The sequence below is a fragment of the Maribacter cobaltidurans genome, from assembly GCF_002269385.1.
Lineage (GTDB): Bacteria > Bacteroidota > Bacteroidia > Flavobacteriales > Flavobacteriaceae > Maribacter > Maribacter cobaltidurans.
In genome coordinates, this window is the sequence record NZ_CP022957.1 from 2545642 (window position 1) to 2560263 (window position 14622).

Here is a 14622-nt window from a genome sequence, read left to right on the forward strand (position 1 = left end):
TTTGAACTTTTGCTGATTCAATGCTTTATAATTACTATTTTTCAATGGCTTTATTACCAATCTTTTATAGGTCGTATTCCAAAAATTAATAAATAACCTATCATCCAAAATTCTCCAATGGTTGCTGGTAGCGTAAGAAAGCTATTGAAGCTAAGATCAATTCCTGCGTAGCGGATAACGGTGGAAACTAGATAGCCTATTCCTCCTAAAATAATAACTCTTCCTAACCAGACTGGCATTCTTTTAGATTTGATTACCATGTATCCCATGGGAAACAGCCAAAGCCCAAAGAAAAGACCACCGATACCCCAAGCATTAGAAATTATATTTTGAAAAACCTGAATTAGTAACACCTTGTCTTGAATAGCACTTATATCAGAATTTGCTATACCCATTGCGGAGGCGATTGAAATTGCACTTATCATAATGGCTAAAGCGTTTACAATTCCCCAAATACCCAGAGTCCAAGCTTCCCATTCATAATCACCTTTAAATAATTTGAAAAACCAAACTGCGGTAAGGGCCTGGGATATTACGATAGCAAACTCTAATAGCAACCTAATTCTTGCTGTAGATTCTAATTCTACTAAATTCGTTAGCGTCTGTTCAGGATTGCCGGACACAAATATTTGGAAATGAAAGACAATAAACCCTAAGATTCCTGAAATAGCCATTATTAAATACCAAACGCCAGTGATTCGCGCAGTTTTAATCAATTGTTTTTGTTCTGTATTTACCATCACAAATGATTTGATTTTAATTTGAAGATATTGGTTACTTTCTCCTCTTCAGGATTTTTACAATTCTATTATTAATTATTTCTGATAAGTTCCATGAGTATCCGCCACTGGTATTTACAAATTGAACAACGACAGCATCAATATCCTTGTGATACTTGGCAATACTGCTGTATCCTGGCAATAATCCTGTATGTTCATAAGTGTAAATTGATGAATAGATAGCTTGTTCATTTTCATTTAGCAAAGAGCCATCGTTCAACGCTCTCAAGAATATACCCACATCCTGTGCGGTAGCCACCATGGAACCGGCAGGGCTTATAAAATCATTGGTCTTGAGATCGGAATCATAATCTACGGCATATCCGCTCATAACATCGTCTAAATCCACTTCACTTAGCAAACTGTAGGTATGGTTCAGTCCAAGGGGCATCAAAATTTCCTTTTTGATATATTCATGGTGACTATATCCAAGCGTTTTATCCAATATTTCGCCAATCAACAGGTAATTGGTATTTGAGTACCTATATTTTTTATCAGGTGCAAAATCGGCAGGGGTGTCTAGGATCAAATCAAGCGATTCTTTGGTATTTTTTGAATAATCGTTTTCCCAAAAACCCGGAAAATCGGTGTAATTCGGAATTCCGCTCCGATGTTGCACCATCATTCTTAAGGTGATTTTATCAGCGTTTTCAATTCGTCCCATAAGCTCCGGCATATAATCTGCAAGCGTTTTGTCTAAAGACAACCTGTTGTCATTTACTAATTTTGCTACGGCAACAGCAACGTATAACTTGCTGATGCTGGCAATCCTGAATAAAGCTTTGGGGTTGGCAGGAGTTTTATTTTTTCGATCCTGCCAGCCAGCCGCATAAAATTGAGGTGGCTTTCCAGCTTGGTCTACATAAACTATGATTCCGTCCAACCCGTAACCAATAGCATCGTTGACCTGTTCCTGAACCGTGTCAGGTAATGGGGTTAAAAGAATCCTTAGTAAAATCCATGGTACAAAGTATAGTGAACCGATGCTTGCCATAATAAATATGATTTTGAGTATTCCTTTGGTTTTTTTCATTTCAAGGCTTTTAGTTAGGCCGATATTTAAAAATAATATGCTTTGTACTTCCTCTAAATCCAAAATCAAGTCTCATTTCAATGCCCTGGTACCGTATTCTACTTTACCTTTAAATTGAGTTGTTCTGAACTTTTTCTACTTCAGAGAAACAGAATTCTTTAAATTTTTGACCTTTGGGGTTCAATAATTTCCCCGCTATCGACATTTTTCGAAATCCATTTCAATCCGAACAAAGGCCTTAGGAAAGAAGCCCTCCTAAGTATAAACTCATATATAAGATAGCACATAATAACCGTAAACACGGTAATAGCAATGAATTTTAGAAAAACGGGTATCGTCATAGGCAAGATGAGAAAAGCCCCGGCATACAAAACGAACATATGGATAATGTAAATAGGATATGCCGCTTGGCTTAAATAGCTTAGGGTTTTGCTTGGATGGTTCAAGTATTTGTAACCCAGCCCAAAAACCCCGAAAATCCAACAATTAGATTCTATGGCCATTAGGTAACCCGGTGCTTCCGTAGCGTAAATAAAATACCTGATACCAAACAAAACAGCGGCCAAACCAATATACAACCATCGCCACTTTAAGACGGTCTGCCAGAACGTTTTACCACTGTACACAAAAAGAAAACCGAATAAAAAAGCAAGCAGACCAAGGAAAAAGCCATGCCATGTTTGGGCATACATGGCAAATGGCTGAGGTTTTACAACTACCGTTTCAATGATAAAAAATATAGAAATTAGTAGTGGACCTGCAAAACTGCCCATAAGGTGGGACAACCCATTTTGTAACCTTCCGTTCTCATTCTGTTTCAGATAAAAGAATAAGGGCATTAACACCACCACATAGGCAAAAATATTTCCTAGGAACCACAAATGTCCTGCATGTGGAAAATAGCCTATGGGCAGATTATAATACTTCTGAAAAATAAACATATGAAGGGTGGTTATGGCCACAAAACCAAAGGCGAATGGCAAAAGAATCCGTTTTGTTCGTTCCAAAAGCAATTGCTTCCAATTGCGCTTGCGCATTGCAAAATAGAGACCCATACCAGATACGTAGAATAATAATGGAATGCGCCATACATTCAGCATGGTCATAGGTTTCCATAGTCCCTCCAATAGTTCATCGCTTTTAATGAAGCCAATGAACATGGCCCAGGGCTGAAAAATTATAGCTATATGGTAGATGAGCAGCAAGCCAATGGCAATGACCCTAAGCCAATCAATATCGTATCTTCTTTGTGTTTCCATGAGATTTTAATTTTAAGGTCGATTACTGCAACATCATTGCAATGACCGGTCTGGTTTTTTCAATTTCCGACAGATCGATTTGCATACCAAGGGGCTCTAATTGTTGCTTTAGCATTTCATAGATAGGTTTCATTTCTTCAAATGGCCCCATTACGGATTCTCTGGCAGTTGCCCCAAAATTGTTTTGGACGGATTTGTCAACATTGGCGTCAATTAACATTTGAACGATTTCAACCCTACCAAAGAATGCCGCTGTATGTAAAGCAGTTGCTCCATCATTATTTTTGGTCGTTAAATTTGCCCCGGCATCGATAAGCTTTTGGGCGATTTCAATTTTCCCAAAGCTTGCTGCAGTAATCAAAGGAGTGGAACCGCTCATGGCATCTTTCTTATTAAGGTCGGTACCTGCTTGAATGTGTTGTTCAACGGCTTCGATATTGTTGGATAGTATAGCCGCCTGAAGGTCCATGGTAGGTTTAGGGACGCTTTTTTCATTGGTAACAGCTGTTGCCACTTTTTCCTTATTGGCCGATTCACCACATCCTGTTAAGAATACTAACAATAGAGCGGAAATACCTACTCTGTTTTTAAACGATTTGAAAGAACTTGTTTTCATGACTTTTTGTTTTAAGATTATTAATTGATTTATTTGATGATACAAAGGTCGTTGAGGCTGTGACGCAAGGTTTAATACCTATGCGGAGAACTATATCAAGTTTCGGGAGGGCATAAAAATTATGGCGCAGGGATATAAATTATGGCGCAAACCATCCTTTTATATACATCATGAAAACATGGGGATGCACGTTTATTTCTTTACATTTATCTAATTTAGAGCCAGTAGAAAACGACATGTCCGACGAATCTCCCATCAGATCAACTTTTTTAGCCCAAGCCGAGGCCATAATTGTGGAAAATTTGGCCAACGAGCAGTTTGGAGTGTCTGAACTAGCAAAGACCATGCACATGAGCAGATCTAACCTGCTCAGGAAAATCAAGAAACAGACACAATTATCGGCCAGCCAATTCATTCGTCAAGTCCGTCTTAAAGAAGCCATGGAGCTGCTCAAGGAAGATTCTTCGACGGTTTCTGAAATCTCCTATAAAGTTGGGTTTGGAAGCACCTCCTACTTCATCAAATGTTTTCGGGAACAATACGGATATTCCCCTGGGGAGATGGGAAAAGGTACTGTGATGGTCGAACCGGAAAAGGTCCAAACCAACTTTTTGAAGCAATACCGCTGGCCGCTAATTGCAGCAACATCCTTAGCCGTGATAATTATTGGCATAGTACTGTTCAATAAAAAAGATGCTATAAATGAACCGAAAATTGAAAAGTCTATTGCGGTTTTGCCTTTCAAGAATGAGAGCAGCGATTCCACCAATTTGTATTTTGTAAACGGACTGATGGAATCCGCATTGAACAATCTTCAGAAGATTGAGGATTTGCGGGTCATCAGTAGAACTTCGGTAGAGAAATATAGAAAAACTGACAAGGGCATTCCAGAGATTGCCGAAGAACTGCATGTGAATTATTTGGTAGAAGGTAGTGGGCAACGCATCGGCAATCAAGTTTTGCTCAACATCCAATTGATTGATGCTTTAACGGATACTCCCATTTGGGGAGAACAGTACAGTCGAGAAGTTGAGGACATTTTTGAATTGCAAAACGATGTGGCCAAGAAAATCGCAGATGCCATTGAAGCTATCGTGACACCTGCCGAATTGGAGCAAATTGAAAAAAAACCAACAAACAATCTCTTGGCCTATGATTACTACCTACAAGCATTGGATCCTTATTATTCGCGCACTAATGAAGGTTTGGAAGAGGCCATTGCATTATTTGAAAAAGCCATAGACCAGGATCCGGAGTTTGCCCTGGCCTATGCCAACATCGCTATTTCATACTATCTGCTCGAAATGTCGCAACTCGAGAAACAGTACACCGAAAAGATAAACAGCTTTGCGGATAAGGCCTTGCTTTATGATTCAAAATCTGCCGAAAGCCTGGTCGCTAAGGCTTTTTACTACATACAAACTAAGGAGTACAAATTAGCCTTGCCACATCTTGATAAGGCGTTGGAGTATAATCCTAATTCATCTTTGGCCGTACAAATGCTTGCAGAATTTTATTCACATATGCTTCCCAATACCAATAAATACTTGGAGTATGCCTTAAAAGGGGTTCAGCTTACCGTTGCGAGTGATTCCATTACCCAGAGCTACACGTATTTGCAGCTAAGCAATGCCCTTGTATCGTCAGGATTTGCAGATGAAGCCTTGAAATATATCAATAAGTCGTTGGATTATAATTCTGAAAACTATTTTGCTCCGCACTTAAAGGCATTTATCCTGTTTGCCAAGGATGGTAATATTAAGCGTACCAGGAATTTACTTTTAAACGAATGGAAGAAGGATACCACTCGGCTTGATATTTTACAGGATATAGGGAAGTTGTACTACATTGAGGAAAATTATGACAGTGCCTATTCCTATTTTAAAAAATTTGTGGAAGCCAGGGAAGCAAATGGACTGGATATTTATCAACAGGAAAACGTCAAAATTGCACAGGTCTATAAAGAGATGGGGTTGGACAAGGAAGCTGAGAAACTGTTTAATGATTTCTCTGAATACTGCGAAGGGGATCAATCGACTTATAAAAGTGTGAATCTCGTTTGGAAATACGCTTATGAAGGGAAGATTAATGAGGCAGTTGAAGAGCTTAGAATATTTTCCAAAACAGAGAATTATCTCTATTGGTTTTTGTTAATTGAAGATGAACCACTGATTCAACCGCTGAAAAATCATCCTGATTTTCAAGGTATTATGCAAAATATCAAAGACAAATTTTGGGAGAATCAAGAAAAACTAAAATCTAATTTAGAAAAGGAGGGGCTGCTATAAAATTTGGCATTAGTTCCAATGTATGGTACCCCTTTAAAAATCCCTATATAGGTTTGTGAGCTGCTGGTTTTTTAATTTAACTGAACGCCTTGAATCAAAATAGCGGATTCGATTGATTCGTCCTTCAAATGAAGAAATTTTTTCCGTTCCTCATCCAACATAAAATTGTCAAAATCCTCCTGACTTTCAAATTCCACTAAATGAATTCCGTAAGGAACTTTAATATTACTTTCAATTATGGCATTATCATTTGGTCGAATTCGTAGCGTGAGTCGTCCATTGTATTTTAAAATGGTAGGAATTGCTATTTCTTCAAATTCGTGAAATATCTCTTCTTTCCCCTTTTTTACATAAATCAATTGGGTTATGTGTATCATTCAAGTTTGGTTATTTTTTATGCTGTTATTTTTAGTCTGATCGTAGCCTGCGGTTTCATTTATGAGTGAATTTTAGCACATTAATTCCCTGTTTACACCTAAGTATTCAATTTAATGGGAGTAATTTGATTATGGACTAAAAACCGGGTTGTTGCCCAAAGTATTTTTATACCAAATTGTCAATCCTCTTGATAAATATATTTGAATCCTTCGAACAAAGCTATTAATGGAACAGAGCGATGGTTTTCTTTTTCAAAATACTCTATTTCTACATTTAGCGGTTTATCTGATTTATTTGCTATAAAAGCATATAGGGAGTCGTGTCTTTTTTTATTCCTCTCGTAATTGGCGTCCCCTTGATTGGCGGTAGCTATATAAAGTTTTTTATTCAATGATATTGGGGAAATGGAATCAACCTTGTTTTTCATCATTTCTTCATTCCACCAAATACTTGGGTCTATAGAAATATAAGCATTGAATACGCTATTTTCGTCCATATACGAATTAAGTGTAAGCAGACCACCTAAAGAGTGGCCAACAAGAACTCTAAACGGTTCTGTTCTATAATTTTTATCAATATATGGTAGTAGTTCCTTCTCAATAAAATTCAAAAAATTCCTTCCACCTCCCATAGTATTAGGTCGTTTGGTCTTAATTTTTGTAAAGGTAAAATCTCTTTCACGGTCAACATTCTCTATGGCTACAATAATACTTTCTGGCATTAAATTGTTTCGATTCCTATTGGAACTCATAAAATGAACTATTCCAGATGCTGTTTTAAAATGGGTATATCCATCTAATAATATGATGATTGGATATTTTTTAGCCGTTTCAGATGAATCATGGTATGTATCAGGAAGACTTATCAAACAAGTTCTTTCTTCGTCTAAAATATTAGATTTAATAATAAACCTACTTCCTATTATAATATCTTTTTTACTCTGTCCGAATGTGGTTTGTATTCCTAAAAGAAGAATATATGAAATTACGAATGTAATTTTTTTCATAGTTTGCTTTGTATATTAAGTAACGGTCTTTGTATGGCTTCGTTGCTGAATTTTCATGCAGGATGGGCGTAGCCGAAGCCAGGAAATTATCCGTGAGAAATCGGGCCCTGTTAATGGTTTGTATGTTTAAATTTGGCGATAAAGCAGCAATGAATTATAACCAGTGTTGTGTGTTCGTTTTTTATTTAGTCAATTATTTCAATGACCACATTTCCTTTTTTCCCTCCCGCATCAACATATTTATGTGCCGCTTTAATTTCTGAGAGCTGGAAACATTTGTCTATATAAGGTTTTATTTTTTGCTTTTCAGCAAGTTCTTTTAGTTTATTCAAATGTTCTTGAGTCGGTCTTGTAAGCGACTTTACTGAAACGAAGCGACCTCCTTGTTTTAAGATTTTTTTTGCTTTCGATTTGGAAGTTTTTCCCACCGCATCAAAAACAATATCGAATTTATCATTGAGCAAGGAATAATCGTCTTTCTTGTAATCAATAGCCCTGTCTGCTCCAAGTGATTTTACCATATCAAAATTGGAACTACTACAAACAGCCGCCACCTCATCAGCTTGTTCTTTGGCAATTTGTATAGCATAGCTTCCTACACTTCCTGAAGCACCATAAATTAGCACTTTTTGTCCTTTATCTAGTTTAGCTTTATTGAGTAAAAACAAAGCAGTCATTCCTCCTATTGGCAAAGCAGCAGCTTCATTGAAGCTCAGATTTTTAGGTTTCAAGCCAAGTACACCTTTTTTTCTGTTTTCCGGAATACAGATATATTCTACATAAGAGCCTGTATTAAGCATTGTAGGCGTAGCGAAAATTTCATCTCCAACTTTGTATTCAGTAACATCTTTTCCGATAGTTTCTACAATGCCTGAAAATTCATGTCCCAGTATTTCCTTTTTTGGCCTAAATAACCCAAACATTAATCTGACAGGAAACCAAACCAATAGCGGAAAATCTGAACTACGCAGCCTTACATCACCAGAAGTTACAGTAGTTGCAATTATTTTAACAAGCATCTCATTGCCCTTCGGTTGAGGCTTTTCGACATTTACCAACTTTAAGACATCTGGCGAGCCATATTTGATGTAAACTACTGCTTTCATGTTTTTGTCTTTAATGACGCACAACGCCGCGCTATGTACGCCATCTGCGAAGGCAGTGGGCGAGTGGAAGCGCTGGTGGCGAATTTTATGGAAATATAGTGAAAACCATTAACGATAAGGCCATGGTGTGGCCGTATTTCGTTGCTTTCACGGTATTGGTAAGGATCCCAATAGCTATCGGGGACCACACCGGTTAGCAAGTGGCCGGGCCTATTTTAGCTTATGATCATACAGATGCCGGTGAACGCCCATAACAGGGTATCACAGATAGGATGCGGAGCAAGTTATATGGTATTGAACGATTCAATACCCAAAAATCAACATTATGAACTAATTGAAAATTAAATAGTAACCGTAGAGAACTGGACTAGGGCATTTCATAGGATACCTTGTTACCTGCTGGTTTTATTCTTTTTAATTCATATACGATACACGTTGTACCATCAAAGTCCCTTTCTTCAACAAATTCAAATCCTAGTCTTTCATAAAATCTTTGAGCATTCGTATTGGTTTTCAGCGGGTCAATTAAAATTCCATCCACCAATTCGTTTTCAAAACATTTCTCAATAGCGAGATTCATCATTTTTGTTCCGTAGCCCTTATTCAGATTATGTTCTTCTCCAAGCCAAATATCAATAGCTCTTTTGTTCGGTTCAACTTCCCCCCAATAATGAGTGTCCTCCAATAGAGGGTCAATTATTTGTATAAATCCGATTGGTTCTCCGTTTACTTCAGCTATCAGTTGTTCCCTCCATTCAGGATTTCGGTTAAGTTCTTTTTCCCAATCCCACTCATCATCAGGGTCACAGTCAATCACGTGCTGTTTCGTGTCCCAATATTGGACCAAATCTAGGTCTTGTATTGATGCTGTTCTTAATTTCAATCTTCAGTTTCTTTTGCTTGCAGGTAACGGTTCGTGCATGATTAGTTGTGGACTTTTCATGCAGGCTGAGCGTAGCCGAAGCCAGGAAAATGTCCGACCGCAATTAATTATACACCGTGTTGCAAAACGTTTTTATTAATTCATTTTGAGATATTGGTTTTCGGAAGCATACTTTTCACTTCCTTTTATCTTCCCGAAATCTAATTTAATTACCGTATCCATATTTGTCCTTTTGATTCGTAAAATCAGTGACTCTTTAGCTTTTGAAATTGAGTCACCAACTTGTATGAAGTCAAATATTCCATTGCTTTGAAAAACAAAGTCTTTTTTATTGTTTCCAAAAATCTCATTCCTTATAATTATTATTGGTCGGCCCCGATTTTGTTTGTCGATATATTTTTTAATCACCAATCCATCATATTTTGAGTGGTATTCGTCATGAACCATTTTGTCAAAGAATTCCTTTTGTGTAGAAGTGTCACAAGAAATTAGTCCAAAGAATATAATAGAGAATAAAGCAATAATCTTAATGTTCAAATTGGTTTGTTTAAATGTTTTACAACGTCTCGGCTATGAGTAGTTGCGTGGGTTAGTACTTTACTTTGCAAGTACACACCAAACTGAAAATCCGCGAGGATTTTCGTAAGTAGGCTATAACTAGCAATGAATTATACATATTGTTGTAGAAAGTACTTCTTTATTATTCAGAATTTATCTTTATGTTATACTTTTTTTCAATGAATAAAATTATTTCATTTATTGATTTCTCAATAGCTTCTAAAATATTAATATATCCTTCTTTAGTCAATGTTCTGTCCAATGAAAAATGATGTACAATTCCGTGTCTATATTGAATTATTTCAGCAATTCTGTTTTCAAGATATTTAATGGAATTTCCAACTTTCTTTTTCTTGTACAAAATTTTTCTTACGTCTATATTCAGCCAATCTTTATAAGCCTTATTTAACTGACTAAGGTTTTGAAAAGTATAATTCCTTGCAATTACTTCTTCTATTGTTTTTTTGTCTTCAGATAATTCAATTGCAGTTTGAAAATCAATTTTCTGATTGAAATTATCTCTCCTTTTAATAGCTTCTTTATCATACTTAATCAAAATTTGAAAGCATTGAGAAAAGAAATATTCAAACATAGAAACTGCAAATGGAACTAAGCCATTATATATTACTCTGCTTGGGTCATTTAAACCTAAAAACTCAAACATTTCATTACTTTCTTCTGTGTTAAAAGTATTTTTTATTGATTCTTCTGGTATTGAATAAATTACAGCTTTAATATTGGAATCTACGTGCTCATAAACATTTTTTATTCCTCTACTGAGTGGTGTACTTTCATCTTCCCACAAAGGCGCATATCGGTTTTTACCATAATCACCATAAATATCACCTCCAAAATTTTTTCTTGCATCTCTAAGAACTCTATTAAGCATATTAACGTCGTGCCAGCTTGCACTATATAGATTTCTTACGTGTAATGCCCAGTCATTTTTTGTATACTCTTTTTCTTCTTCGTCAATAGGGTAAATGTCAGCGGAAACACCATCAATTGATTTAAAATCTTCATAATCGAACCAAGAGTAGTTTAGAGTTCCCTTTGGCCAATCCCATAAATGGTCACATTTTTTGAAACCTAAATTTTCTAAATAATCTTTAAGTTCCTTTTTCGAAGCTTTTTTTGGATATAAAGTAATATCTCTTCCCATTTAGTAAATCATAAAATCTATTTTGGTTTAAATTATCGTCTTGATTCGTATTTTCTACAACAATTGTATATAGTAACAAGTTACTATATTTCTATTTTATCCAAATTAATCTAATTGATTTTAGTGGATTTAAAAGTATTTGCGGTCGGGGGGATATACATTTCGGTTATTTACCATGATAGTATCTGGATATATTTATAGTTTATACTCGATTCCTATTCGCGAATTCAAGGCTTTTTCAAAATAATCCATTACCCCATCTTTGGTTTTAAGAATGGTTTGTTTTTACGAATTCAGTCCCATTTAAGGTATTTTCGCCAGTTATGTTGTTCCTTGAACCCTAGAACTTCACGGATTTTACGGTTAGAAAATAAGGCTTCATGCTCCCCCAATTCTCGAACTACGGGTACATTAGGGTAGAACCTGTCGGCTAATTCGGTACTGGGAATTATGGCACCGTTATGATCGTTTCCAGCGTTGAAAATTTGATATCCAAGTCCGTCCTTTTGCAAACATAGATCCACGATCTGCCCTAGGTCACGGGCATCTATGTAACAGAAGGCATTCCGGCGGCGCACTTCTGGGTTTTTGAAATAATGCGGAAACAGTTCCGCATATTCGTGGGGTTCGATCACATTGCCAATACGAAGGGCATAAATATCGAAGCCAGAACGCCGTTGGAAGCTTCGTGCCGTCTTCTCGTTTACAACCTTCGACAAGCCATAACTATCCATGGGGTCAACATCATAATCCTCTTCCAGGGGAAGTACTTTTGGGTCGGTTTTACCATCTGAAAAACAGATGCCATAGGTAGTTTCCGAGGAGGCAATAATAATTTTTTTGATTCCTAGTTTAACGGCAGCTTCGATTACATTGTAGGTACCCATGGTGTTGACCATAAACGTTTCATTATCGGGATTAATCAGAATCCTGGGCACGGCGGCAAAATGTACTACGGCATCAAATTTTGGTACGCCGTTCCCCGGTTCCAGTTCGTCCAACCCGGCATACGAACTCATGGCATTGAACATTTGTCCGGAATCCGTAATATCGGCAATCAGATTATCAACCCCAGGGTGGTCTAAAGGCACTAGGTCTACATTCATCACTCTATGTCCCTGGTCCAGTAGGTAGGGAATTACATGCTTTCCTGCTTTTCCCGATCCCCCGGTAAAGAATATTCGTTTCATAATGGTTTTTCAATTTAAAAGATTGGGTTGAATGTGCCCTATCGACCTGCTAAAAGCAGTTTGATGAATTATTTGGAAATATAGCAAAATCCTTACACTATGGCGTAGATATCCAACCCCGAAAAGGGCTCATTTTATAATTTCTTGGCCACAGCTCGAAGACTAGGGCTTTCTTGGATTTTCTGGTATTGGGGATTGAATTGGATAACCATGCTCAGCGACCGATAAACACCCGCAAAATAAAATCTGAAGTGTATTCTACCGCGGTACTTTTTTAAGTTCCACAATCAATTTTGTCGATTGTAGCCCCTAGACCCAATTCCGCTTCACCTCCCTCAACTTGGGCCTTATCATCCATCAAGCGGATTTTTAACATAGCGGTTTGTTCCATTCCTTCTTGCATAAAATGATATTGAGCGGTAACGTTATCGTCCGTTAATGTGCCATTTAAAGTACCCTTTCTTTGGTCCTTTTCGGCAGGTAGCCAGTTATAATTACCGGATACCGTATTTCCATCTATCGTCAGGTTAAGTTCCAATACATCTTGGGTAGAGGGATTATCCTGATATGGGTAGACATTCTGAAAACAAAGTTGACCCTTGTTACTTATACTGGTTTTTGCCGTGCTCTCCTCCATATCGTTTTTCTGCTTATCCCCGTTTTTACATCCCGTGACCAATACGGAAATACCTAACAGGACTGTCCAAAAGATTATTGGCTTTTTCATGAGATTGTTTTTTAAATGTACTAGGGTTGGTATGTGATAGTTCGAAAGCCAAAAAATACTTCTGGAACAACCAACCCTAGACATTATAAAAATACGTAAACCACAGGAATTAATTTAAACGCGACGATAGTTTCAAACCGTTTTGGAATAACCCTATTACATTTTGATCAGTCCGGTTTTTTGCCTTTCAATAGGGCATAAATGGCCATGGCATGTCCGTGTCCTAAATCAAATTCTTGCTTTAACCAATCCGTAATTTGCGTTGCCTTTACCCCGTCCTTTATTTTCCCATTTTGTGTGAATCCCTTTTGCTCGGCAAGCGCTTTAAAGTCCGAAGGTGTTTTCCCTGTTTTCTTTTGAATAGTATCCAGACAGGCTTGAAATGACATATTATTTTGATGTATTAAGTTGATGAAAGGCATAGTAGGAAGCCGCTAAAATGGCCAAAACAATAAACGGGAAAAAGGATTGAAAATCCATTCCATCCACTGCAAAATGACTGATGGCCGCAAAGATGAAATTGAACATAAAGCCTGCATAGGCCCATTCTTTTAAACGTTTTGGGACTTGTGGAATAACCAGGGCCAAAACGCCCAAAACTTTGAATACCACTAATGCGTTTCCAAAGTATTCGGGGTATCCCAAGTGTCTGATTCCTTCCTTTGCCATTTCGGTTTGTGAAGTAAGTATCGGTAATACTCCTTCAAATAAAGCGATGATTATGGTCGCGGTCCAAAAAATAATTTTGTGCTTTTTCATTGTGGTGTATTTAAGGTTATTTGTTTTGATAATCGTAATCCACGATCCATTCGATACCATATTTGTCCCGGAACATGGCAAAATAGGAGCCCCATGGACTGTCCCCAATGGGCATTTCAACGTTTCCACCTTTGGAAAGACCGTTGAACAACCTGTCCGCCTCTTCCTTGCTTTCCGTGCTAATGGATACTTTGAACCTGTTTTCGTTCTCATTTACTTTTCCAAGCACTTCCGGAACGTCACTGCCCATGATGACGTTGTTGCCAATAGGCAGGGCGATGTGCATAATTTTATTGGCCTCGCTCTTAGGAAAGGGTTGTTCAGGATTTGAAAAATCCTTGAAACGGGTAAGACGTGCAAATTCGCCACCAAATACAGATTTGTAAAAATGGAATGCTTCCTCTGCATTTCCATTGTAGTGCAGATACGGATTGATTAGTGCCATGATTATAGTTTTTAAAGTGATTACTGATTATTAAAATTTAAAAGCCAATGGTTCCCGAACTTATCGGTAAGTTCACAGAACAAAGCTCCCCAAAACGTGTTTTCAAGCGGATGTTTAACTACACCTCCAAGGGAGAGTTTATCAAAGTAGGTTCTGATATCGTTTTCCGTATAGCAATTCAATACCAAAGCAACCGTATTCCCTTTTATTAGCGCCGTATCCGGTGCCATATCGGAACCCATGAGAACAAAATCCTTACGTATGAGTGTGGAATGTAAAATACACTGTTTCATTTTCTTTGGCATTTTATTGTATATAGGAGATTCGCCCACGGTTTGAAACATAAGTTTTCCGCCCAAACACGATTTGTAAAAGGTCATGGCTTCCCGACAATTTCCATTGAAGGTGAGGTATGTATGTATTTGTGCCACAC

17 protein-coding genes are annotated in these 14622 nt (G+C 37.4%); 1 reads left to right on the top strand and 16 read right to left on the bottom strand.

What is annotated here, in order from left to right:
- Positions 1–53 precede the first annotated feature (53 nt).
- The 4 genes from CJ263_RS11100 to CJ263_RS11115 all read right to left on the bottom strand — a co-directional run bounded on the left by CJ263_RS11100 (position 54) and on the right by CJ263_RS11115 (position 3687).
- Positions 54–740, bottom strand: a complete 687-nt coding sequence (locus CJ263_RS11100; protein WP_199768146.1) for a DUF4386 domain-containing protein — start codon at positions 738–740, stop codon at positions 54–56.
- A 34-nt stretch (positions 741–774) separates the two neighbouring features.
- Positions 775–1812, bottom strand: a complete 1038-nt coding sequence (locus CJ263_RS11105) for a serine hydrolase domain-containing protein (protein WP_094997337.1) — start codon at positions 1810–1812, stop codon at positions 775–777.
- Between the two features lie 158 nt (positions 1813–1970).
- Positions 1971–3071: an acyltransferase family protein gene (locus CJ263_RS11110; protein WP_094997338.1), complete on the bottom strand. Its 1101-nt coding sequence runs from the start codon at positions 3069–3071 to the stop codon at positions 1971–1973.
- Between the two features lie 22 nt (positions 3072–3093).
- On the bottom strand, positions 3094–3687 hold the full coding sequence (locus CJ263_RS11115) for an ankyrin repeat domain-containing protein (RefSeq protein ID WP_094997339.1): 594 nt from the start codon (positions 3685–3687) through the stop codon (positions 3094–3096).
- Between the two features lie 236 nt (positions 3688–3923).
- Here CJ263_RS11115 and CJ263_RS11120 point away from each other — a divergent pair, with 236 nt between their 5' ends.
- Positions 3924–5975 (top strand): helix-turn-helix domain-containing protein, encoded by a 2052-nt coding sequence (locus CJ263_RS11120; RefSeq protein WP_094997340.1) that lies wholly within the window; start codon positions 3924–3926, stop codon positions 5973–5975.
- Between the two features lie 71 nt (positions 5976–6046).
- On the opposite strand, the gene CJ263_RS11125 is transcribed toward CJ263_RS11120, so the two are convergent.
- The 12 genes from CJ263_RS11125 to CJ263_RS11180 form a co-directional block, all read right to left on the bottom strand.
- Positions 6047–6352: a DUF1330 domain-containing protein gene (locus tag CJ263_RS11125; protein ID WP_094997341.1), complete on the bottom strand. Its 306-nt coding sequence runs from the start codon at positions 6350–6352 to the stop codon at positions 6047–6049.
- 179 nt (positions 6353–6531) lie between these two features.
- Positions 6532–7359: an alpha/beta hydrolase gene (locus CJ263_RS11130; RefSeq protein WP_094997342.1), complete on the bottom strand. Its 828-nt coding sequence runs from the start codon at positions 7357–7359 to the stop codon at positions 6532–6534.
- Positions 7360–7544: 185 nt separating this feature from the next.
- A complete protein-coding gene (locus CJ263_RS11135) occupies positions 7545–8465 on the bottom strand; it encodes an NAD(P)-dependent alcohol dehydrogenase (protein WP_094997343.1) in 921 nt (306 codons plus the stop codon).
- A gap of 367 nt (positions 8466–8832) precedes the next feature.
- Complete coding sequence (locus tag CJ263_RS11140; protein ID WP_094997344.1) at positions 8833–9348, bottom strand: GNAT family N-acetyltransferase; 516 nt, start codon at positions 9346–9348, stop codon at positions 8833–8835.
- Between the two features lie 135 nt (positions 9349–9483).
- Entirely contained in the window at positions 9484–9885 is a 402-nt protein-coding gene (locus tag CJ263_RS11145; protein ID WP_158657130.1) for a hypothetical protein, read from the bottom strand.
- 163 nt (positions 9886–10048) lie between these two features.
- Positions 10049–11068: a HEPN domain-containing protein gene (locus tag CJ263_RS11150; protein ID WP_094997346.1), complete on the bottom strand. Its 1020-nt coding sequence runs from the start codon at positions 11066–11068 to the stop codon at positions 10049–10051.
- A 293-nt stretch (positions 11069–11361) separates the two neighbouring features.
- Positions 11362–12258 (bottom strand): NAD-dependent epimerase/dehydratase family protein, encoded by an 897-nt coding sequence (locus tag CJ263_RS11155; RefSeq protein WP_094997347.1) that lies wholly within the window; start codon positions 12256–12258, stop codon positions 11362–11364.
- A 274-nt stretch (positions 12259–12532) separates the two neighbouring features.
- The gene (locus CJ263_RS11160; protein WP_094997348.1) at positions 12533–12985 is read right to left on the bottom strand and encodes a hypothetical protein; all 453 of its coding nucleotides are present in this window, start codon (positions 12983–12985) and stop codon (positions 12533–12535) included.
- A gap of 167 nt (positions 12986–13152) precedes the next feature.
- Entirely contained in the window at positions 13153–13374 is a 222-nt protein-coding gene (locus CJ263_RS11165; RefSeq protein ID WP_094997349.1) for a DUF4287 domain-containing protein, read from the bottom strand.
- 1 nt (position 13375) lies between these two features.
- Positions 13376–13744, bottom strand: coding sequence for a DoxX family protein (locus tag CJ263_RS11170; RefSeq protein ID WP_094997350.1), 369 nt, complete (start codon positions 13742–13744; stop codon positions 13376–13378).
- A 16-nt stretch (positions 13745–13760) separates the two neighbouring features.
- Positions 13761–14189, bottom strand: coding sequence for a VOC family protein (locus tag CJ263_RS11175; protein WP_094997351.1), 429 nt, complete (start codon positions 14187–14189; stop codon positions 13761–13763).
- Positions 14190–14209: 20 nt separating this feature from the next.
- Positions 14210–14620, bottom strand: coding sequence for a VOC family protein (locus tag CJ263_RS11180; RefSeq protein WP_094997352.1), 411 nt, complete (start codon positions 14618–14620; stop codon positions 14210–14212).
- Positions 14621–14622 lie beyond the last annotated feature (2 nt).